24 protein-coding genes are annotated in these 19,965 nt (G+C 60.4%); 4 read left to right on the forward strand and 20 right to left on the reverse strand.

Translation table 11 applies throughout. The features are described from left to right. Positions 1–162: 162 nt before the first annotated feature. Entirely contained in the window at positions 163–630 is a 468-nt protein-coding gene (locus tag LOY28_RS21575; protein ID WP_018925078.1) for a helix-turn-helix domain-containing protein, read from the forward strand. After that, on the forward strand, positions 627–1,202 hold the full coding sequence (locus tag LOY28_RS21580; protein ID WP_064619432.1) for a PIN domain-containing protein: 576 nt from the start codon (positions 627–629) through the stop codon (positions 1,200–1,202). The genes LOY28_RS21575 and LOY28_RS21580 overlap by 4 nt, the downstream gene beginning before the upstream one ends. Before the next feature lie 56 nt (positions 1,203–1,258). Here LOY28_RS21580 and LOY28_RS21585 read toward each other — a convergent pair whose 3' ends face one another. From LOY28_RS21585 to ccmA, 10 genes are all read right to left on the reverse strand, one after another. Further along, entirely contained in the window at positions 1,259–1,657 is a 399-nt protein-coding gene (locus tag LOY28_RS21585) for a hypothetical protein (RefSeq protein ID WP_086945855.1), read from the reverse strand. A 14-nt stretch (positions 1,658–1,671) separates the two neighbouring features. After that, positions 1,672–2,880 carry a c-type cytochrome biogenesis protein CcmI gene (ccmI, locus tag LOY28_RS21590; RefSeq protein WP_258612520.1) on the reverse strand — a complete coding sequence of 403 codons (1,209 nt, stop codon included), beginning with the start codon at positions 2,878–2,880 and terminating at the stop codon, positions 1,672–1,674. Then, positions 2,873–3,346 (reverse strand): cytochrome c-type biogenesis protein, encoded by a 474-nt coding sequence (locus LOY28_RS21595; RefSeq protein ID WP_018925074.1) that lies wholly within the window; start codon positions 3,344–3,346, stop codon positions 2,873–2,875. The genes ccmI and LOY28_RS21595 overlap by 8 nt, the downstream gene beginning before the upstream one ends. Next, entirely contained in the window at positions 3,343–3,879 is a 537-nt protein-coding gene (locus LOY28_RS21600) for a DsbE family thiol:disulfide interchange protein (RefSeq protein ID WP_018925073.1), read from the reverse strand. The genes LOY28_RS21595 and LOY28_RS21600 overlap by 4 nt, the downstream gene beginning before the upstream one ends. Then, positions 3,876–5,879, reverse strand: coding sequence for a heme lyase CcmF/NrfE family subunit (locus tag LOY28_RS21605; protein WP_018925072.1), 2,004 nt, complete (start codon positions 5,877–5,879; stop codon positions 3,876–3,878). The genes LOY28_RS21600 and LOY28_RS21605 overlap by 4 nt, the downstream gene beginning before the upstream one ends. A gap of 3 nt (positions 5,880–5,882) precedes the next feature. Then, a complete protein-coding gene (ccmE, locus tag LOY28_RS21610) occupies positions 5,883–6,338 on the reverse strand; it encodes a cytochrome c maturation protein CcmE (protein ID WP_007939191.1) in 456 nt (151 codons plus the stop codon). Then, positions 6,335–6,511, reverse strand: coding sequence for a heme exporter protein CcmD (ccmD, locus tag LOY28_RS21615; protein WP_007939192.1), 177 nt, complete (start codon positions 6,509–6,511; stop codon positions 6,335–6,337). The genes ccmE and ccmD overlap by 4 nt, the downstream gene beginning before the upstream one ends. Then, positions 6,508–7,263, reverse strand: a complete 756-nt coding sequence (locus LOY28_RS21620; RefSeq protein ID WP_007939194.1) for a heme ABC transporter permease — start codon at positions 7,261–7,263, stop codon at positions 6,508–6,510. Before LOY28_RS21620 ends, ccmD begins: the two co-directional genes overlap by 4 nt. Before the next feature lie 80 nt (positions 7,264–7,343). After that, positions 7,344–8,012, reverse strand: coding sequence for a heme exporter protein CcmB (ccmB, locus tag LOY28_RS21625; protein WP_007939195.1), 669 nt, complete (start codon positions 8,010–8,012; stop codon positions 7,344–7,346). After that, positions 8,009–8,644 carry a cytochrome c biogenesis heme-transporting ATPase CcmA gene (ccmA, locus tag LOY28_RS21630; protein ID WP_018925071.1) on the reverse strand — a complete coding sequence of 212 codons (636 nt, stop codon included), beginning with the start codon at positions 8,642–8,644 and terminating at the stop codon, positions 8,009–8,011. Before ccmA ends, ccmB begins: the two co-directional genes overlap by 4 nt. Positions 8,645–8,841: 197 nt before the next feature. On the opposite strand from ccmA, the gene LOY28_RS21635 reads away from it, so the two are divergent. Both LOY28_RS21635 and LOY28_RS21640 read left to right on the forward strand, forming a co-directional pair. After that, positions 8,842–10,416, forward strand: coding sequence for a flagellar hook-length control protein FliK (locus LOY28_RS21635; protein ID WP_258612521.1), 1,575 nt, complete (start codon positions 8,842–8,844; stop codon positions 10,414–10,416). Next, positions 10,413–10,742, forward strand: a complete 330-nt coding sequence (locus tag LOY28_RS21640) for an EscU/YscU/HrcU family type III secretion system export apparatus switch protein (protein WP_018925069.1) — start codon at positions 10,413–10,415, stop codon at positions 10,740–10,742. Before LOY28_RS21635 ends, LOY28_RS21640 begins: the two co-directional genes overlap by 4 nt. A gap of 117 nt (positions 10,743–10,859) precedes the next feature. Here LOY28_RS21640 and LOY28_RS21645 read toward each other — a convergent pair whose 3' ends face one another. From LOY28_RS21645 to LOY28_RS21690, 10 genes are all read right to left on the reverse strand, one after another. Next, positions 10,860–11,252, reverse strand: coding sequence for a DUF2802 domain-containing protein (locus LOY28_RS21645; protein ID WP_018925068.1), 393 nt, complete (start codon positions 11,250–11,252; stop codon positions 10,860–10,862). Further along, positions 11,253–11,738 (reverse strand): chemotaxis protein CheW, encoded by a 486-nt coding sequence (locus LOY28_RS21650; RefSeq protein ID WP_007938663.1) that lies wholly within the window; start codon positions 11,736–11,738, stop codon positions 11,253–11,255. Between the two features lie 74 nt (positions 11,739–11,812). After that, entirely contained in the window at positions 11,813–12,679 is an 867-nt protein-coding gene (locus LOY28_RS21655) for a CheW domain-containing protein (RefSeq protein WP_064619453.1), read from the reverse strand. Between the two features lie 30 nt (positions 12,680–12,709). Then, positions 12,710–13,498: a ParA family protein gene (locus LOY28_RS21660; protein ID WP_018925066.1), complete on the reverse strand. Its 789-nt coding sequence runs from the start codon at positions 13,496–13,498 to the stop codon at positions 12,710–12,712. A 43-nt stretch (positions 13,499–13,541) separates the two neighbouring features. Continuing rightward, on the reverse strand, positions 13,542–14,435 hold the full coding sequence (motD, locus tag LOY28_RS21665) for a flagellar motor protein MotD (RefSeq protein WP_018925065.1): 894 nt from the start codon (positions 14,433–14,435) through the stop codon (positions 13,542–13,544). 15 nt (positions 14,436–14,450) lie between these two features. Then, a complete protein-coding gene (locus tag LOY28_RS21670) occupies positions 14,451–15,191 on the reverse strand; it encodes a flagellar motor protein (RefSeq protein ID WP_018925064.1) in 741 nt (246 codons plus the stop codon). Beyond that, complete coding sequence (locus tag LOY28_RS21675) at positions 15,191–16,321, reverse strand: chemotaxis response regulator protein-glutamate methylesterase (protein ID WP_105339836.1); 1,131 nt, start codon at positions 16,319–16,321, stop codon at positions 15,191–15,193. The genes LOY28_RS21670 and LOY28_RS21675 overlap by 1 nt, the downstream gene beginning before the upstream one ends. Before the next feature lie 49 nt (positions 16,322–16,370). Next, on the reverse strand, positions 16,371–18,623 hold the full coding sequence (locus LOY28_RS21680) for a chemotaxis protein CheA (RefSeq protein ID WP_258612522.1): 2,253 nt from the start codon (positions 18,621–18,623) through the stop codon (positions 16,371–16,373). A 37-nt stretch (positions 18,624–18,660) separates the two neighbouring features. Continuing rightward, entirely contained in the window at positions 18,661–19,449 is a 789-nt protein-coding gene (locus tag LOY28_RS21685) for a protein phosphatase CheZ (RefSeq protein ID WP_018925061.1), read from the reverse strand. Between the two features lie 21 nt (positions 19,450–19,470). Further along, a complete protein-coding gene (locus LOY28_RS21690) occupies positions 19,471–19,842 on the reverse strand; it encodes a chemotaxis response regulator CheY (protein ID WP_167331167.1) in 372 nt (123 codons plus the stop codon). Positions 19,843–19,965: the final 123 nt, after the last annotated feature.

The raw sequence follows: 19,965 nt of genomic DNA on the forward strand, positions 1-19,965 counted from the left end.
TGCTAAATGTCACACCGCCTTCGCGAACAAGCCTACACACCCGATCTCCAGCACTAACGCGACTGCATAAGGAGCTGAAAAGCCGGTCGTTTCGTTTATTGCGATTTTCGTTTGATTCGAATAGCCTTCCAATATCGATTATTCAGAATATTGGAAAGCATCATGTCACCAGTTATCCATCCCCCCCTTAACCTGCCCATGGAGCGTGAGGTCCAGGCCGCTATCGAAGGTCAGCGCGCCTTGGCTGCCTACCTCGCCACCCAATTCGAAACTCAGCATATCCAGATTTTCGATGAGCAGAATGAAGCACACAGCGTCGAACTTCCCACCTCAGCGCTTCGGTTGCTTGTCGACATCCTGGCAGAGCTCGCTGCAGGCAACGCCGTCAAAGTGGTCCCGGTACACGCTGAACTGACCACCCAGGAAGCGGCGGACTTGCTCAATGTCTCACGCCCGCACCTGATCAAACTGCTGGAGTCCGGTGAGTTGTCCTACCACAAAACCGGCAAGCACCGACGTGTGCGCTTTACCGATTTGATGGACTATAAAACCCAGCGCGACATAGCCAGCGAGCAAGCAATGACGCTTCTCGCCGAGCAGGCACAAGCGTTAAGGACAGGATACGAGTGAGGCACTCCCCTTTTACCGCTGTATATGACGCATGTGTTTTGTACCCCGCCCCCTTGAGAGATTTTTTGATGTGGCTCGCGCTCTCCGGGCGTTTCAGGGCGCGATGGTCACTGGAGATACATAACGAATGGAAGCGCAATCTACTGAAGAACCGCCCGGACCTGACAACAGAGCAGTTGGATCGCACGTCCGACTTGATGGATCAGGCCATACCTGATGCTTGCGTCTACGGTTACGAAAGGCTGATCGAAGGGCTAACACTGCCTGACGTCGATGACCGACATGTTCTGGCTGCCGCTATACGCTGCAATGCCAGTGTCATTGTGACCTTTAATCAGAAAGATTTTCCTGACGAAACACTGGGACCTTTTGGCATCGAGGCCCAGCATCCTGACGAGTTCGTCGATAACCTCTTCGATCTGGACCCGGCAGCAGTTGTTGCGGCAGCACAACGACAACGCAAACAGCTAAAGACGCCGCCGATGGATGTCAGCACTTATCTCGAACTGCTGTTACGCCTGGGCCTGACTCGGTCGAGCAAGGCGTTGACCCACTATCAGGCAATTCTTTAATCGCCTTTCATAAATGCCAGAAAGCAAAACGGCGATCCTCAGATCGCCGTTTCCATTTACTGCCCGAACTGTCTGCCCAACCCACCCGGCACTCCATGGATATCCGTCTCTTCCCACGGCCCGTTCGGGCTGATCGAACGGCTCCAGCCGTTGTCCCAGCGGTAGTAGGTGCGCTGGCGGTAGAAGGTGTTGGTTTGATTGTCGAGGACGTAAACACCGAGTTTCGCATCCCAATGGCTGTTGCCCCCCGGTGGCGGGGCGAAGCTGGCGGAGGTGCGTTGCACCGGCTTCGATGGTTTGCTCGGCGTGACCGGTTTGCTCGGTGTGGTCGGTTTGGTGCTCGGCTGTGAGGGCGGAATCGGCGGCAGCCGTTCGGGCTCGTGCTCCTGGACCGCACAAGCGCTTAGCCCCAAAACCATCATGCTGAGGAGAGTGATACGAGCGAAGGCGGTCATGGTGGCGTTTCCTGTTATTTATCCGGGCTGTCGATGGTCAGTTTTTGTGGCGCGGTGGTGCTGGTGGCCAAAGGTTGGCTACGACCGATCCATTCGCCGGCAGTCGGTTGGCCGGCGCGGGAGATGCGCGCAACCAGTTGGACTTCGGGGAAGTTCGACAGTTTCAACTGGGGCATCATTGCATCCGCATCGCCCAGCTCGACGGTCGCTGGCAGGTCGGCAACGGTCAGACGCTTGGCCGCCAATGGTGCGGGCGGGCCTGCGGTGGCGCGGGCGAAGATGAACACGCTGTCGCCGGGCTGGACCTTGGCTTTCAAGTCCGGTGCAAGATCGACACGCACCTTGAGCAGTGCTGCAACCTTTACTGCCGGCGCCTGAACCTGAGCCACCTTGCCACCGCTGGCTTCAAGCTTCTCGGCGGCCTTGGCGATACCGCCTTGCAGTGCGACACGGGATTGGTCATCCGGCGGCAGTTGCACCAACAGACGATTCCAGTAGTCGATAGCTTCCTGGTAACGCTCGCCTTCGAAGGCCGCGATGCCCAGCAGACCGAGGCTGGTGACCTCCTTCGGATCGGCTTTCAGTGCTTCGTCAGTCAGGGCCTGGACCTTGCCCGACCACTTCTTGCCATCGGCGAAGTATTGGGCCTGAGCCCACTGCCCGAGCAGTTCCGGCTGGCGACCGGCCAGGTTCACGGTGCGTTCGAAGATCTTCGCCGCATCGCCAGGGCGGTCCTGAGCCATGTAAGTGCGGCCAAGGAAATACAGGCCTTCGGCCGAATCCGGTTGGGCCGCAACCGCACGCTCCAGGCGACGGGTCATGTCTTCCATCGACTGCGGCGCCTGGGCGAACTCGCGGGTCAGCTCGACTTTGTCGCTGGCACCGAAATGCAGGTACAGCCCAAGGCCCAGCACAGGCACCAGAATTGCCGCCAGCAATGGCAATGGCTTGCCCAGGCGCGACACTCGCGGTGCCTCGACGCCTTCGGTGTCGGCAAGCAGTTCACGGGCGGCTTCGGCGCGGCCGGCATTCATTTGCTCGGCGTTGAGTACGCCTTCTTCCTGCTGAGTCTGCAACTCAGCCACGCGCTCCTGATACAGCGCGACGTTAAGCGCCGTACGATCCTCTTCAAGCTGGGCGCGACGACCGCGCAGAACGGGGATCAGCAAAAAACTCAGGGCTACCAGAAGCAGCAGGCCTGCAGCGAGCCAGAAATCAATCATGCTTGGTTTTATCCAACAGGTGGTCGAGGCGCTCGCGCTCATCAAAAGAAAGCGTGTCCGGGCTGTCAGCGCGTTGCACGCGACGACGGCGGACGATCACGGCGATGATCACAAAACCGCCCAGCAGCAGGCCGGCCGGGCCGAACCAGAGCAATGCGGTCTTGGCATTCAGAGCAGGTTTATAGCGGACGAAATCACCGTAGCGGTCGACCATGAAGTCGATGATCTGCTGGTTGTCCTTGCCCTCGCCGAGCATGCGGAAAATCTCTTTGCGCAGGTCGGCGGCGATCGGTGCGTTGGAATCGGCAATGTCCTGATTCTGGCACTTTGGGCAACGCAGCTCTTTGGTCAGCTCGCGAAAACGCTCGCGATCGCCCTCTTTGGCGAACTCATAGGTATCGATGGCGGCGTGGGCCACACCGGCCATGCTCAACCCTAGAACGGCGGCGGCAATCCAGCGCTTCATGGCTTGGCCTCGTCGACCAGCGCCTGATACTTGGCCGCCAGTTTTTCGCGCCAGACCTGTTCGTCGATCACCCCGACGAATTTGTCGCGGATGATGCCCTTGGCGTCGATGAAGAAGGTTTCCGGTGCGCCATACACGCCGAGGTTCAGGCCCAGGGTGCCTTCATCGTCACGGACGTCCAGTTGATACGGGTTGTGGAACTCGGCCAGCCACTTCAAGGCGTCTGCATTGGTGTCCTTGTAGTTGATGCCGTAGATCACCACGCCCTTCTCGGCCAGTTTGTTCAACACCGGGTGCTCGACCCGGCAGGAAATGCACCAGGTGCCCCAGACGTTGACCAGCGCCGGTTTACCCAGAATGTCCGCTTTGGTCAGGGTTTTGTCGCCCTGCACCGAGAGCAGGGAAAACTCCGGGAACGGCTTGCCGATCATCGCCGAGGGCAACTCGGCCGGGTTCAGGTACAGCCCCCGATACAGAAAAACAGCAACCACCAGAAAAATCGCCAGCGGCAACAGCATCAACCAACGTCTCATGCGGTGGCTCCCGTCATGCCGAGCGCTTCACGCACACGACTTTTTACCTTGACCCGATAACGGCGATCCAGCGCCGCCAGCAACCCGCCTACACCTGTGAGCAGCCCACCGAACCAGATCCAGCGCACGAACGGTTTGACGTGCACGCGAACCGCCCAGGCGCCCTCGCCCAACGGCTCGCCCAGTGCGACGTACAGGTCACGGGTGAAACCGGCGTCGATCCCGGCCTCGGTCATCATCGAGTTCTGCACCGTGTACAGGCGTTTTTCCGGGTGCAGCACGCTGACTTCCTTACCGTCGCGGATCACCCGTACGGTGCCCTTGTCGGAAGTGAAGTTCGGGCCTTCGAAGTGCTTGGCGCCTTCGAACACAAACTGGTAACCGGCCAGGCTCATGGACTCACCCGGCGCCAGGCGCAGATCACGCTCGGCACTGTTCTGGCTCGACAACACGACACCCAGCGCGCACACGGCAATGCCCAAATGCGCGAGTTGCATGCCCCAATAACTGCGGGTCAGGGTCGGCAGTCCTTTGATCAAGCCTTTGTGGCGAGTCTTGTCGAAAATGTCCCGCACACCGGCCAGCAACACCCAGGCAGCCAACATGAAGGTTGCCAGCACCGCCCAGTTGAAATCGCCGTAAGCAACACCCGCCACGACGGCCAGCGCGGCGCTGCCGAGTAATACCGGGGTCAGCATGCTCACCAGCCATTTGACCGGGGTGTCTTTCCAGCGCACCACCACACCGACCGCCATCACTATCATCAGGATCGCCATCAACGGAATGAACAGCGCGTTGAAGTACGGCGGGCCGACCGACAGCTTGGCACCGGTCATCGCGTCAAGGATCAGCGGATACAGGGTGCCCAGCAGAATCATCGAAGCAGCCACCACCAGCACCAGGTTGTTGCCCAGAAGCAGGGTTTCCCGGGACCAGAGGTTGAAGCCGACATGGCTCTTGACCACCGGCGCGCGCAGGGCGAACAGCGTCAATGAACCACCGACCACAAACAGCAGGAAGACCAGAATGAACACGCCACGCTCAGGGTCGGAGGCAAAGGCGTGAACCGAGGTCAGCACGCCGGAACGCACCAGGAAGGTCCCGAGCAGGCTCAACGAGAATGCGGCAATGGCCAACAGCACGGTCCAGCTCTTGAACACACCACGTTTTTCCGTGACCGCCAACGAGTGAATCAGCGCCGTGCCCACCAGCCAAGGCATGAAGGACGCGTTTTCCACCGGGTCCCAGAACCACCAGCCGCCCCAGCCGAGTTCGTAGTAGGCCCACCAGGAGCCCAACGTGATACCGATGCCAAGGAAGGCCCAGGCGACGATGGTCCACGGGCGGGACCAGCGCGCCCACGCCGCATCGAGACGACCGCCCAACAGCGCGGCGATGGCGAAGGCGAAGGCCACGGAGAAACCGACGTAACCCATGTACAGCATCGGCGGATGAACAATCAGGCCGATGTCTTGCAGCAGAGGATTAAGATCGCGCCCGTCCGCCGGCATCTGCGGCAAGATCCGGGCGAAAGGGTTAGACGTCAGGATCAGGAACAGCAGGAAACCCGTGCTGATCATGCCCATCACCGCCAGCACCCGGGCCAGCATCACTTGCGGCAACTGTCGGGAGAACACCGACACCGCGAAGGTCCAGCCGCCGAGAATCAACGCCCACAGCAGCAACGACCCTTCGTGAGCGCCCCACACGGCGCTGAACTTGTAGTACCACGGCAGCGCGCTGTTGGAGTTGCTGGCCACGTAGGCGACGGAGAAGTCGTCCGTCATGAACGCATAGGTCAGGCAACCGAAGGCGAACAGCAAAAACGCGAACTGCCCCCACGCGGCCGGCTGGGCCAGGCTCATCCACAAACGGTCGCCGCGCCAGGCACCGAGCAACGGCACCACGGCCTGCACCAACGCAAAACACAACGCCAGGATCATGGCCAGATGGCCGAGTTCGGGGATGAACAGCCCCGAGCTGTAAAGTGCGGAAGTCATCCGTTAGCCCTCCTTGGCTGGCGTAGGTGCCGACTGACCACTGTCTTTCAACGCCTTGGTCACTTCCGGCGGCATGTACTTCTCGTCGTGCTTGGCCAGCACTTCGTCGGCCACCACCACGCCATCAGCGTTGAGCTTGCCGAGGGCAACGATGCCCTGCCCTTCGCGGAACAGGTCCGGGAGGATGCCGCGATAGCTGATGGTCACGGATTTGTTGAAGTCGGTGACGATGAATTTCACGTCCAGGGAATCGCCGGAACGTTGCAGCGAGCCTTTTTCGACCATGCCGCCCGCACGGATGCGCGTGTCTTGCGGCGCTTCGCCATTGGCGATCTGGGTCGGGGTGTAAAACAGATTGATGTTCTGCTGCAGGGCGCTCAGGGCCAGGCCGACGGCAGCGCCGACACCGACCAGGATCGCGAGAATGATGACAAGACGCTTTTTACGCAGCGGATTCACTGGCCGTTCTCCCGGCGCAAACGACGCGCCTCTTGTTGCAGATACCGCTTGCGGGCCAGGATCGGCGCCGCCACGTTGAGGGCCAGCACCGCCAGGCAAATGCCATAGGCTGACCAGACATACAGGCCGTGATGGCCCATGGCGAGAAAGTCGCCGAATGAAGCGAAACTCATCGAGCGGCCTCCAGACTGTTCTGCACTTCGGATTTCACCCAGCTCGCCCGGGCTTCGCGCTTGAGCACTTCAAGGCGCATGCGCAGCAACAGCACCGCGCCGAAGAAACAGTAGAACCCCAGCACCGTCAGCAGCAGTGGCAGCCACATCTCGGCGGGCATCGCCGGTTTTTCGGTGAGGGTGAACGTCGCGCCCTGGTGCAGGGTGTTCCACCACTCCACCGAGTATTTGATGATCGGGATGTTGATCACGCCGACAATCGCCAGCACCGCGCAGGCCTTGGCCGCGCTGTCACGATTGCTGATGGCGTTGCCCAGCGCAATAAGACCGAAGTACAGAAACAGCAGAATCAACATGGACGTAAGTCGCGCATCCCAGACCCACCACGAACCCCAGGTCGGTTTGCCCCAGATCGCTCCGGTAACCAGCGCCACGGCGGTCATCCAGGCACCGATCGGGGCGGCGCATTGCAGGGCGACATCGGCCAGTTTCATTTTCCACACCAGCCCGACAACGCCGCACACGGCCAGCATCACGTAGATCGACTGCGCCAGCATGGCGGCAGGAACGTGGATATAGATGATTCGAAAGCTATTGCCTTGCTGGTAGTCCGGCGGTGCGAAGGCCAGGCCCCAGACCACGCCGACGCTAATCAGCAGCAACGCCGCGACGCTCAGCCAGGGCAGCAATTTGCCACTGATGCCGTAAAACCATTTGGGCGAGCCGAGCTTATGAAACCAGGTCCAGTTCATTGCTGTTTCCATCACGGTTGCTGTTCGTTATCACGAAACAGCCAAAGGGTCTTTACTGGTTAAATTTTAACCAGACCTCATTATTCGCCGACACTGATCTTCAGGCCAGCAGCTATTGCAAAAGGTGCCAGGGTTATCGCCAGGGCGGTCAGGCTACCAAGCCACAAGAGATAACCGGTCGCCGGCATGCCCTGCAATGCCGCCTGCAAGGCGCCACTGCCGAGAATCAACACCGGGATATACAGCGGCAGAATCAGCAGCGCCAGCAACAGGCCACCACGCTTCAATCCTACCGTCAGCGCCGCGCCCACCGCACCGAGCAGGCTCAACACCGGTGTACCGAGCAATAAAGAAAGCAGCAACACCGGCAGACAAGCGGCAGGCAAACCGAGCATCAGCGCCAGCAATGGCGCGAGCAAAACCAGTGCCAGGCCGGAAAAGGCCCAGTGTGCCAGCACCTTGGCCAGCACCAGAAGAGGCAGGGGGTGCGACGAAAGGACCCACTGTTCAAGGGATCCGTCTTCGAAATCACTGCGGAAGAGCCCGTCCAGCGAGAGTAAAACCGATAAAAGCGCCGCCACCCAGACCAGCCCCGGAGACAAGGTTTGCAACAATTGAGTCTCGGGACCAACCGCCAGCGGGAACAAGGAGACGACGATGGCGAAAAATACCAACGGGTTCGCCAATTCGGCGGGACGGCGGAACAGCAAACGAGCCTCACGGGCGACCAACAGGCCGAAAACACTCATACGGCCCAATTCCCCAAATCAATGTCGCGATAACCGGCCGGCATCCGGCTCAGCGTGTGGTGAGTGGTCAGCACCACCATGCCGCCGTGCTCGCAGTGCGCGGCCAGGTGTTCTTCGAGTTGCGCCACGCCTTGTTTGTCGAGCGCGGTGAATGGCTCGTCGAGGATCCACAGCGGCGGGCTGTCCAGGTACAACCGCGCCAACGCCACACGACGTTGCTGGCCGGCAGACAGGGTGTGACAGGGAACATCCTCGAAACCGCGCAGCCCCACCGCCGCCAGTGCTTGCCAGATCGCCTCATGGGAGGCCGGTTGATGCAAGGCGCAGAGCCAGCTGAGGTTTTCTTCGGGGGTCAGCAGGTCCTTGATGCCGGCGGCATGGCCGATCCACAGCAGGTTGCGCGCCAGTTCACTGCGTTGTTCGTTCAGTGGCTGGCCGTTGAGCAACACTTGACCGGCGGTCGGATGCATCAAACCGCAAAGCAGACGTAGCAGGCTGGTCTTGCCACTGCCGTTAGGGCCGCTGATCTGTAACATTTCGCCACTGGCCAGTCGCAATTCGAGATTTTCGAAGAGCAGCCGAAGGTCTCGCTCACAGGCAAGGGCAACGGTTTGCAGGACAGGACTGGTCAAGGGTTCACGGGCCTTATGCGGTTCAAGTCGGCTCTGGCGCGGCCGTTAAAGAGATGCAGCATAGATGCTATGACGGCTTGTTCTAGAGAGCTGCGTCAATCAATTGCAATGTTTTCGCCACTCAGCGAAAGACGGGCGGCATTATACATGGCGTTCCCTACTCTCAAGAGTGCAATTTCCTCAGGTTGTGTCCGCGTATGACAGGCGAAATGAACATCCTCCCGCTCCCGCCAACCACCCCGGCGACTTCGCGCCCTTTGGTGATCAGCGGCGAGTTGCTCAAGCTGCTGACGCCGATGGAGGGCCTGATCACGCCCGGTCAGACCGCCAAGGCTGAAGTGCTGTCGCTCAAGCAGGCGGATCAGACCTTTCAACTGTTGCTCAAGGTCACTCTCGACAGCGGCCGCCAGACCACAGTCCAGGCCACCAGCACTCAGCCGTTGCCCCAGGGCACCAGCCTGTCGATCACCCAGCCGTCGGCGGGCAGTCTGGCGGTCACGGTGCAACAGGCCATCGCCTCCAGCGTCGCCACCCTCACCCGTATCGATACCGCGCAACTGCCGGTCGGCACCCTGCTGCAAGGCAAAGTGCTGACCTCTCAGGTGATGCCGCAGGTGCCGGGCCAGCCGACGGTGTTTCGCTCGATGGTGAGCCTGCTCAACACCGCGCTGAGCGGCAACACGTTGAGCATCGACAGCCCGACACCGCTGCGCATCGGCACCTTGCTGAGCGCCTTGGTGCAGGACACCCAGACACTCAAATTCGTGCCGCTGAGCAGCCGTCAGGAACAGTTGGCGGTGACGCAACAATTGGTCAGCCAGCAAAGTCGCCAGGGTTCTCTGGATGGCTTGATCAAGGTCCTGCAAAACCTGCCGCCGTCGGATCAAACCTCCAGCGACCTGCGCGCTGCCGTGGACAAATTGCTCGCCGGCCTGCCGGACGTCCAACAATTGAGTACGCCCAAAGGCCTGGCCCAGGCGCTGGCCAACAGTGGCCTGTTCCTCGAAGCCAAATTGCTGACCGGACAAAACCCGACGCTGGTGCCAGACATGAAAGGCGACCTGCTCAAGCTGATCGCCCAACTGACGCCGGGCCTGCCGGCCAACACCAATCTCAACGCAATCATCGCCGCCAACACCCTGGCCCAGGCCATGCCGAGTTTCGTGCGCAATGCCCTCGGCATGCTCGGGCAAGTCAGTGCCAAACCGTCGCCGACCAGCTTCCCACTGCCCGAGCGCCTGCTGCAAAGCGCGGAAGGCGAAGATGATCTCGAGCACCTGCTGCGCCTGGCTGCGGCGGCGGTTTCACGTTTGCAAAGTCATCAGCTGTCGAGCCTTGAGCAGACTGGCGTCACCAGTGACGGGCGGTTGATGAGCACCTGGCAACTGGAAATCCCCATGCGCAACCTGCAGGACATCGTGCCGTTGCAGGTCAAATTCCAGCGCGAAGAAGCCCCCGAAAAAGAACAACCGCGCGAACGCCGCGACGAACGCGAACCCAAGCAACCGCTATGGCGCGTCGAGCTGGCATTCGACATGGAACCGTTGGGGCCGTTGCAGATTCAGGCCCAACTGATCAAAGGCAGCCTCTCCAGTCAGCTGTGGGCCGAACGGCCGTACACCGCGAGCCTGATCGAAAGCAATCTGGCCGCGCTGCGCCAGCGCCTGCTGGATTCCGGGCTGAACGTCGGCGATCTGGATTGCCACCTCGGCACACCGCCACAAGGCCCTCAAACCCGTCTCGAACAACGCTGGGTCGACGAAACCGCATGAACGAATCCACCGCACCGCGCCAGGCCATCGCCCTCAAATACGACGGCAGCCACGCCCCTACCCTTACGGCCAAAGGTGACGAGGAACTGGCTGAAGAAATTCTGCGGATTGCCCGTGACTACGAAGTGCCGATTTACGAGAACGCCGAACTGGTGAAACTGCTGGCGCGGATGGAATTGGGCGAGAGTATTCCCGAGGAGTTGTATCGCACGATTGCCGAGATCATCGCGTTTGCGTGGAATCTGAAAGGCAAGTTTCCGGCGGGGCATGATCCGCATGCGGTGACGGTGGAGAAGGACGTCACCGAGCGCGGGGATGATTATTGAATCTTTGTTGAATGTAAAAAGATCGCAGCCTCGTTTCACTCGACAGCTCCTACATTGGGATGGTGTACGCCCTGTAGGAGCTGTCGAGTGAAACGAGGCTGCGATCTTTTGCTCTTCTCAGTTTCTGTGCAACTTGCTCATCAACTCCGCCTCAGCCTGGGTCAACCCGCAAGACTGAGTCAGTTCATCGACGCTGGCCCCCATCCCCACCAGACGCGCGGCCTGGGCGAATGAAAGGCTCGATGGATCACGCTGTTCCAACTGCGCCAGTTTGTCCGGCAACGGCCCGACCACCGCGCGCAGTTCGTGCAGGTCTTCACCCATGCGCACGTTGCCGTTCTGGTAGTCGTCGACGCGCTTGGCCAGGTCCTTGATGCGCTGATCGCGCAGCGCATCGCCCTGAGCCTGTTGTGCGGCGACCTGCCTTTGAGCGCGGATGTACGCCAGGAACATCGCCAGCGTGCCCGCCCACAAAAGGAACAGGACAATCACAGCCACCTCAAGAATCAATCAGATACTCTCCAGTTCCGACCATTCTTCTTCGCTCATCATCTTGTCCAGCTCGACCAGGATCAGCAGTTCATTGTTCTTGTTGCACACGCCTTGAATGAACTTGGCGGACTCTTCGTTACCGACGTTCGGTGCGGTCTCGATTTCCGACTGACGCAGATAAACCACTTCAGCCACGCTGTCGACCATGATCCCGACCACTTGCTTGTCGGCTTCGATGATGACGATGCGGGTGTTGTCGCTGACGTCGACCGTGCCCAGGCCGAAACGCTGACGGGTGTCGATCACGGTGACCACGTTGCCGCGCAGGTTGATGATACCCAGCACGTAGCTCGGGGCACCCGGTACCGGAGCGATTTCGGTGTAGCGCAGGACTTCCTGAACGCGCATCACGTTAATGCCGTAGGTTTCATTGTCCAGCTTGAAGGTGACCCATTGCAGGATCGGATCTTCGGAACCCTTTGCCGCCGTCGCCTTGTCATTCATACCCTGACCCCTCGAAAAACCGCCCTAGCGGTGTGTATTCAGTGCACCGGCACTTGAATGCCGATGCGTGTTTTTTATGTCGGTTTGTGGTTCGGCTTACTGCCGCCCATGTGCTTCGCCCCGCCGCTGGCGATCAATTCGGCCAGTGCGGCGACATCGAGCAAAGCGCACATGTGTTCAATCACCGTGCCGGCGAGCCATGGCCGCTGCCCCCGGTGACTTCTCCATTTGATTTCATTCGGGTCCAGGCGCAACGAGCGGCTGACCTGATGCACCGCCAGCCCCCACTCATAGCCCTGAACTGAAATAACGTATTGCAGGCCCTGGCGGAAATCGTCGCGGTAGCGGTCCGGCATGACCCAGCGTGCGGTATCCAGCACCTTCAGGTTGCCGGCCTGACTTGGCAGGATCCCGAGGAACCATTCCGGCTGACCGAACAACGGCGTCAGCTCGTGGCCGGCCAGGGAATAAATCGAACCCAGGCACACCAGCGGCACCGCGAGGGTCAACCCGGCGACATCGAACAACAGGCATTCGAACGGCTCGGCCGCCCAGGCCGGACGATCGTCATTTTCCACCGGAGGCGGCGTGTTGCTCGGCGGCAGATGAACTTCCACCACCGGCGGCACCAACGCTTGCAGCAACGGCGCAATCGTCGACACGGACGCCAGAATCGGTGCCGGCGCTTCGATCACGGCCACCGGTGCCTTCGCCACTGGCGCAACAACGGGGGCCGCGACCACTGCCGGCTTCTGCGCATCGCGCGCCTGCTCTTCGAGCACCGCCGCCTGGAACTCGTCCAGCGCAGCTTCAGCCTCGACAACCTCAGGGAGCGCCTCGACTTCAGGCAACAGCTCTTCGGTCGCGTCCTGCAGCAAGCCATCCAGATAAGACTGAAGGGCCAATTGCGGGCGCGAGGTGATCTTCACCGGCCGGGTCATGCGAATACCATCGTAGGAATCAGGCTCATCTCAAGCCACCTGCGGAACAAGTTGCTGGGCCAACAGATGCTTGAGCAGTGCGCGGTAGGCGAGAACGCCGCGACTCTTGCCATCGAATTGCGACGGCGTCAGCCCTGCCCGGCTCGCGTCACGCAAGCGGGTGTCGATCGGTATGTAGCCTTGCCAGATTTCTTCCGGGTACTTGTCGCGCAGCACGCGCAGAGTGCCAAGCGAAGCCTGGGTGCGGCGGTCGAACAGGGTCGGCACGATGTTGAACGGCAACGCCAGTTTGCGCGAGCGGTTGATCATCGCCAGCGTGTTGACCATGCGTTCCAGGCCTTTGACCGCCAGGTGCTCGGTCTGCACCGGAATCACCAACTGCTGGCTGGCCGCCAAGGCATTGACCATCAGCACGCCGAGCAACGGCGGGCTGTCGATCACGGCGTAATCGAAGTCTTGCCACAACTGCGCCAGACTCTTGGCGATCACCAGGCCCAAACCGCTCTGGCCCGGCGACTGGCGCTCAAGGGTGGCCAGCGCGGTGCTCGATGGCAACAGGGAAATGCGTTCGTCGCTGGTGGGCATCAACAACTGACCGGGCAAGCCTTGCGGCACGTTGCCCTTGTGCAGAAACAGGTCGTAGCTGCTGTGCTCCAGGCTGTCGGGGTCGTAACCGAAGTAGCTGGTCATGGAGCCGTGGGGGTCGAGATCGACCACAACCACGCGCTTGCCCGCCTCCGCCAGTAAACCGGCTAAAGCAATGGAGGAAGTGGTTTTACCGACACCACCCTTTTGATTGGCAACTGCCCAGACTCTCATTCGGATTGTTCCTCCCGGTCGAAAACGTCGACCGAGAAATAGCTCAACGTATTAATGCGGGTGACGGAGAATTGACGGCACTCTCGCGTCCCGGCGACTTGACCGGGGTCGGTGCAGTTTGTGTGCCAGCCCGCTTCAATGCGGCATCCGGTTGTGCATGAGCCGTTCCGGTACCGGTGAGGCTACGGCGTACATCAAGATTGCGTGACACCACCAGCACCACCCGACGGTTGCGCGCACGGCCTTCGGCGGTGGCGTTGTTGGCCACTGGCTGGAATTCGCCATAACCCACCGATGCCAGGCGACCAGGGTTCACGCCCTGCATCGCCAGCATCCGCACGATGCTCGCCGAACGGGCCGAGGACAGTTCCCAGTTGGTTGGGTATTGCGCGGTGCGGATCGGTTGATCGTCGGTGAAACCTTCGACGTGGATCGGGTTGTCGAACGGCCGGAGGATCGCAGCGACCTTGTCGATGATGTTGAACGCAATGTCGCTGGGCATGGCGTCGCCGCTGCCGAACAACAGGCTGGAATTGAGTTCGATCTCGACCCACAACTCGTTGCCGCGCACGGTCATCTGGTTGGAACTGATCAAGTCGCCGAACGCCGCGCTGATGTCATCGGCGATGCTTTTGAGTGGATCGTTGGCGGCCTGGGCGATGCCGGCGTCGATCTGCTCGCTGTCCTTGACCAATGGCTTGGCCGGGGTCACGGTCTTCGGTCGCTCTTCGCCGATGGGTATCGGCTTGAGGGCGCGGTCAGAGTCGGTAAACACCCCGATCAACGCCTCGGAAATGATCTTGTACTTGCCTTCGTTGATCGACGAGATCGAGTACATCACCACGAAGAACGCGAACAGCAAGGTGATGAAGTCGGCGTAGGAAACCAGCCAACGTTCATGGTTCACATGTTCTTCATGTTGCCTGCGACGAGCCATGATCCATTTCCCCCATCAATCCATGAAGCCCTGAAGCTTCAACTCAATAGAGCGAGGGTTTTCACCTTCGGCGATCGACAGGATCCCTTCCAGCAACATTTCGCGATAGCGCGACTGCCGTAACGCGATGGACTTGAGCTTGGCGGCAATCGGCAACAGCACCAGGTTGGCACTGGCCACGCCGTAGATGGTAGCGACGAAGGCGACGGCGATGCCACTGCCCAGTTGCGATGGGTCGCCCAGGTTGCCCATGACGTGAATCAGGCCCATCACCGCACCGATGATACCGATGGTCGGCGCGTAGCCGCCCATGCTTTCAAAGACTTTGGCGGCTTCGATGTCGCGGCTTTCCTGGGTGTAGAAATCCACTTCCAGAATGCTGCGGATCGCTTCCGGCTCGGCACCGTCGACCAGCAATTGCAGGCCTTTACGCGAGTAGCTGTCAGGTTCGGCGTCGGCCACCCCTTCCAGCCCGAGCAAACCTTCCTTGCGAGCGGTCAGACTCCAGTTCACCACGCGATCAATGCCGCCGGCCAGGTCCACGCGAGGCGGAAACAGAATCCAGGCGAGAATCTGGATGGCACGCTTGAAGGCACTCATCGGCGATTGCAGCAGCGCGGCACCGATGGTGCCACCGAGTACGATCAACGCCGCCGGGCCGTTGGCCAGTGCGCCGAGGTGACCGCCTTCAAGGTAGTTGCCGCCGATGATGGCGACGAACGCCATGATAATCCCGATAAGGCTGAGCACATCCATCAGATGCAAGCCTCAACCAGGTGCCGACCGATGTCGTCGAGGCTGTACACCGCGTCCGCGAGTTCGGCTTTGACGATGGCCATTGGCATGCCGTAGATCACACAACTGGCTTCATCCTGGGCCCAGATCGCACTGCCACCCTGCTTGAGCAGACGCGCGCCTTCGCGACCGTCGGCGCCCATGCCGGTCAGTACCACCGCCAGAACTTTGTCGCCGTAGGACTTGGCCGCGGAACCGAAGGTAATGTCCACGCACGGCTTGTAGTTCAGACGCTCGTCGCCCGGCAGGATTTTCACCGCGCCACGGCCATCGATCATCATCTGCTTGCCACCCGGTGCGAGCAGCGCCAGGCCCGGACGCAGGATGTCGCCATCCTCGGCTTCCTTGACACTGATGCGGCACAGCTTGTCCAGGCGCTCGGCGAAGGCCTTGGTGAAGGCTGCCGGCATGTGCTGGATCAACACGATGGGTGCCGGGAAGTTGGCCGGCAACTGTGTCAGAACCCGTTGCAGCGCAACCGGGCCACCGGTGGAGGTACCGATGGCGACCAATTTGTAGGCTTTGCGTTTCGGCGCGGGAGATGACGGAGCCGCTGCATGGGGGCGCGCCGCAATCGGTGCCGGTGCCGGACGCGCAGGCGCGCTGCTGCCGTAGCTGCCGACGCTCGAAGGCGCAGGCGTCGGGGCTGGCGCAGCGACCGGTGCCGGAGGGGTGTAGGCGCTGACACGACGGTTACTGCGCGAGATGCTGAGAATCTTCTCGCACAGCAGTTGCTTGACCTTCTCCGGGTTACGGGAGATGTCTTCGAAATTCTTCGGCAGGAAGTCCACCGCGCCGGCGTCCAGCGCATCGAGGGTGACCCGGGCGCCTTCGTGGGTCAGCGAGGAGAACATCAACACCGGGGTTGGGCAGCGCTGCATGATGTGCCGCACCGCCGTGATGCCATCCATCATTGGCATCTCGTAGTCCATGGTGATCACGTCTGGCTTGAGGGCCAGGGCCTGATCGATCGCCTCTTTTCCGTTGGTCGCCGTACCGACGACCTGGATATTTGAATCCGCTGCAAGAATTTCCGAGACGCGGCGGCGGAAAAACCCCGAATCGTCCACCACCAGGACTTTGACTGCCATAAACACTCCGTTAGACGGGGCGAGGCTCTGGCGCCCCGCTCCCCCAGAATCAAATACGCCGTGCGGCGTAACGCTTGAGCATGCTCGGAACATCGAGAATCAGAGCAATGCGGCCGTCACCGGTGATGGTGGCGCCGGACATGCCCGGGGTCCCCTGGAGCATTTTGCCCAATGGCTTGATGACCACTTCTTCCTGGCCCACCAACTGATCGACGACGAAGCCGATCCGTTGAGTGCCCACCGAAAGGATCACCACATGGCCCTCGCGCTGCTCTTCGTGAGCGGCGGAGCTGACCAGCCAGCGCTTGAGGTAGAACAAGGGCAGCGCCTTGTCCCGCACGATCACCACTTCCTGGCCGTCCACCACGTTGGTGCGCGACAGGTCGAGGTGGAAGATCTCGTTGACGTTCACTAGGGGGAACGCGAACGCCTGGTTGCCGAGCATGACCATCAGCGTCGGCATGATCGCCAGGGTCAACGGGACCTTGATGACGATCTTCGAGCCTTTGCCCTTGGTCGAGTAGATATTGATGGTGCCGTTGAGCTGGGCGATCTTGGTTTTCACCACGTCCATGCCCACGCCACGACCGGACACGTCGGAGATCTCGGTCTTGGTCGAGAAGCCCGGCGCGAAGATCAGGTTGAAGCAATCGGACTCGCTGAGACGGTCCGCCGCATCCTTGTCCATCAAACCTTTTTTCACGGCGATCCCGCGCAAAACGTCAGCGTCCATGCCCTTGCCGTCATCGGAGATGGACAGCAGGATGTGGTCGCCTTCCTGTTCAGCGGACAGAATCACTTTGCCGCTGCGAGGCTTGCCCATCGCTTCGCGATCAGCCGGCTCTTCGATACCGTGGTCGACCGAGTTGCGCACCAAGTGGACCAACGGGTCGGCCAGGGCCTCGACGAGGTTCTTGTCGAGGTCGGTTTCTTCGCCGACCAGTTCCAGGTTGATCTCTTTCTTGAGCTGGCGAGCCAGGTCGCGAACCAGGCGCGGGAAGCGCCCGAAGACTTTCTTGATTGGTTGCATCCGGGTCTTCATGACCGCGGTTTGCAGGTCGGCCGTGACCACGTCGAGGTTCGACACGGCCTTGGACATGGCTTCGTCGCCGCTGTTGAGGCCCAGACGAACCAGGCGGTTACGAACCAGTACCAGCTCGCCGACCATGTTCATGATTTCGTCGAGACGCGCGGTGTCGACCCGCACGGTGGTCTCGGCTTCGCTGGTTGGCTTTTCCGCGGGCGGCGCGGCCGGGGCACGAGCAGGAGCCGGCGCTGCGGCGGCAGCAGGCTTCGGCGCTTCGGCTTTTGGCTCGGGTGCCTTGGCCACAGGTGCTGGCGCCTTGGCAACCGGAGTCGCTACCGAAGCAACAGCAGACGCAGTGCCCACTTCAGTGAACTTGCCCTTGCCATGCAATTCGTCGAGCAGCGATTCGAATTCATGATCGGAGATCAGATCGCTACCGGCCGCAGCGGCGGTTGGCGCAGCCGGGGCTGGCGCCGAAGCGATTGCCGATTCCAGCGCATCGACCGCAAAGTTGCCTTTGCCGTGCAACTGGTCGAGCAGTGCTTCGAACTCGTCGTCGGTGATGTCGGAGCTGTCGCCGGCGGCTTTCGGAGCAGCCGGAGCAGCAGGCGCAGCGGCTACTGCATCGGCGGCGAACTGGCCTTTGCCGTGCAATTGATCGAGCAACGACTCGAACTCGGCATCGGTGATTTCGTCACTGGCGGCTGCATCGGCGGCAGGCTGCGAAACAGGCTGCGCAGCCGCTACGGGCGCCTCGGCCTGGGCCTTGACGGCGTTCAGCGAGTCCAGCAGTTGTTCGAATTCGTTATCGGTAATGTCGCCCGATTCGCTTTCGGCGACTGGAGCTTCAACCACTTCAGCGACCGGTGCCGGTGCGGCTTCCATTTGCGGCTCGGCCAAACGGGCCAGCGCCGCGAGTAATTCAGGCGTGGCAGCCGTGATCGGGCTGCGTTCGCGGACTTCGCTGAACATGCTGTTCACCGCGTCCAGCGCTTCGAGAACCACGTCCATCAGTTCCGAGTCGACGCGACGCTCCCCCTTGCGCAGGATGTCGAACACGTTCTCGGCGATGTGACAGCACTCCACCAGCTCGTTGAGCTGGAGGAAGCCGGCGCCCCCTTTTACAGTGTGAAAACCGCGAAAAATTGCATTGAGCAAGTCCGCATCATCAGGTCGGCTTTCCAGCTCGACCAGCTGCTCGGACAGTTGCTCTAGAATCTCGCCGGCCTCAACCAGGAAATCCTGAAGGATCTCTTCATCGGCGCCGAAGCTCATTAAGGGGGTGCTCCTACAGGTCTAAAAACCCAGAAAACTAAAATCCAAGACTGGATAACAAATCGTCCACATCGTCCTGACCGGACACAACGTCTTCTCTTTTATCGGCATGAATCTGCGGACCTTCACCCTGAGAGAGATGTTTTTGTGGATCTTTTTCAGCAAGCATCGCCTCACGGTCGTGTTCGATACCCGCAAAGCGGTCTACGTGACTGGCCATGAGCACGAGCTTGAGCAGATTGCTTTCAACTTCGGTGACCAATTGGGTCACACGCTTGATCACCTGACCGGTGAGGTCCTGGTAATCCTGGGCCAGCAGAATGTCGTTGAGGTTGCTCGACACGACGCGGTTGTCTTCACTGCTGCGTGTCAGGAAACCATCGACCCGCCGGGCCAGTTCGCGGAACTCTTCAGCCCCGACTTCTCGACGCATGAACCGCCCCCAATCCGTGCTCAGCGCCTGGGCTTCATCGCTCAGGCTGTTGATCAGCGGCGTGGCGTTTTCCACCAGGTCCATGGTGCGGTTGGCCGCGGCCTCGGTCAGCTTGACCACATAGGACAGGCGCTCGGTGGCATCCGTGATCTGAGACACTTCCTCAGCTTGCGGCATGTGCGGGTCAATCTGGAAATTGACGATCGCGCTATGCAGCTCGCGGGTGAGCTTGCCCACTTCCTGATACAGGCCGCGGTCACGGGTCTGGTTGAGCTCATGGATCAGTTGCACAGCGTCGCCAAACTTGCCTTTTTCAAGGCTGTCGACCAGTTCGACCGCGTGTTTTTTCAGGGTCGACTCAAAATCGCCCTGTGAAGATTCGTTATGCTCCATAGCTCCCCCGTGCGCAGTACATCAGCCGATGCGTTCGAAAATCTTCTCGATTTTTTCTTTCAACGCCTGGGCTGTGAAGGGTTTGACCACATAGCCGTTAACACCGGCCTGGGCCGCTTCGATGATTTGCTCGCGCTTGGCTTCGGCGGTCACCATCAGCACCGGCAGGTGCTTGAGCCTTTCATCGGCGCGCACCGCACGAAGCAGGTCGATGCCGGTCATACCGGGCATGTTCCAGTCGGTAACCAGAAAATCGAAGTTACCGCTTTGCAGCATCGGCAACCCGGTCAGCCCGTCATCGGCTTCGGCGGTGTTGGTGAACCCAAGGTCACGCAACAGGTTTTTTATGATCCGCCGCATCGTTGAGAAGTCATCAACGATGAGGATTTTCATGTTCTTGTCCAATTCGACCTCCAAGCAGTCTTAAACGCGCCCAGCACCTGGACGCGCCATTTCAATCAATCCGGCAAAGCACTCAATGACTGTCTGGAGCACAACAGATCGAGACCGGTACGG

Origin of the sequence: Pseudomonas sp. B21-017 (genome assembly GCF_024749245.1) — a bacterium.
GTDB lineage: Bacteria > Pseudomonadota > Gammaproteobacteria > Pseudomonadales > Pseudomonadaceae > Aquipseudomonas.

Excerpts from the sequence above, each read along its gene's own strand:
- LOY28_RS21650 (WP_007938663.1), bottom strand. The coding sequence starts at position 11,738 with ATGAATGACAAGGCGACGGCGGCAAAGGGTTCCGAAGATCCGATCCTG.
- LOY28_RS21675 (WP_105339836.1), bottom strand. The coding sequence starts at position 16,321 with ATGGCAGTCAAAGTCCTGGTGGTGGACGATTCGGGGTTTTTCCGCCGC.
- ccmD (WP_007939192.1), bottom strand. The coding sequence starts at position 6,511 with ATGAGTTTCGCTTCATTCGGCGACTTTCTCGCCATGGGCCATCACGGC.
- LOY28_RS21595 (WP_018925074.1), bottom strand. The coding sequence starts at position 3,346 with ATGAAGCGCTGGATTGCCGCCGCCGTTCTAGGGTTGAGCATGGCCGGT.
- LOY28_RS21605 (WP_018925072.1), bottom strand. The coding sequence starts at position 5,879 with ATGACTTCCGCACTTTACAGCTCGGGGCTGTTCATCCCCGAACTCGGC.
- LOY28_RS21690 (WP_167331167.1), bottom strand. The coding sequence starts at position 19,842 with ATGAAAATCCTCATCGTTGATGACTTCTCAACGATGCGGCGGATCATA.
- LOY28_RS21575 (WP_018925078.1), top strand. The coding sequence starts at position 163 with ATGTCACCAGTTATCCATCCCCCCCTTAACCTGCCCATGGAGCGTGAG.
- LOY28_RS21640 (WP_018925069.1), top strand. The coding sequence starts at position 10,413 with ATGAACGAATCCACCGCACCGCGCCAGGCCATCGCCCTCAAATACGAC.
- ccmI (WP_258612520.1), bottom strand. The coding sequence starts at position 2,880 with ATGATTGATTTCTGGCTCGCTGCAGGCCTGCTGCTTCTGGTAGCCCTG.
- LOY28_RS21660 (WP_018925066.1), bottom strand. The coding sequence starts at position 13,498 with ATGAGAGTCTGGGCAGTTGCCAATCAAAAGGGTGGTGTCGGTAAAACC.
- LOY28_RS21635 (WP_258612521.1), top strand. The coding sequence starts at position 8,842 with ATGACAGGCGAAATGAACATCCTCCCGCTCCCGCCAACCACCCCGGCG.
- LOY28_RS21620 (WP_007939194.1), bottom strand. The coding sequence starts at position 7,263 with ATGAACTGGACCTGGTTTCATAAGCTCGGCTCGCCCAAATGGTTTTAC.
- ccmB (WP_007939195.1), bottom strand. The coding sequence starts at position 8,012 with ATGAGTGTTTTCGGCCTGTTGGTCGCCCGTGAGGCTCGTTTGCTGTTC.
- LOY28_RS21680 (WP_258612522.1), bottom strand. The coding sequence starts at position 18,623 with ATGAGCTTCGGCGCCGATGAAGAGATCCTTCAGGATTTCCTGGTTGAG.
- LOY28_RS21585 (WP_086945855.1), bottom strand. The coding sequence starts at position 1,657 with ATGACCGCCTTCGCTCGTATCACTCTCCTCAGCATGATGGTTTTGGGG.
- LOY28_RS21655 (WP_064619453.1), bottom strand. The coding sequence starts at position 12,679 with ATGACCCGGCCGGTGAAGATCACCTCGCGCCCGCAATTGGCCCTTCAG.
- LOY28_RS21670 (WP_018925064.1), bottom strand. The coding sequence starts at position 15,191 with ATGGATGTGCTCAGCCTTATCGGGATTATCATGGCGTTCGTCGCCATC.
- motD (WP_018925065.1), bottom strand. The coding sequence starts at position 14,435 with ATGGCTCGTCGCAGGCAACATGAAGAACATGTGAACCATGAACGTTGG.
- LOY28_RS21685 (WP_018925061.1), bottom strand. The coding sequence starts at position 19,449 with ATGGAGCATAACGAATCTTCACAGGGCGATTTTGAGTCGACCCTGAAA.
- LOY28_RS21600 (WP_018925073.1), bottom strand. The coding sequence starts at position 3,879 with ATGAGACGTTGGTTGATGCTGTTGCCGCTGGCGATTTTTCTGGTGGTT.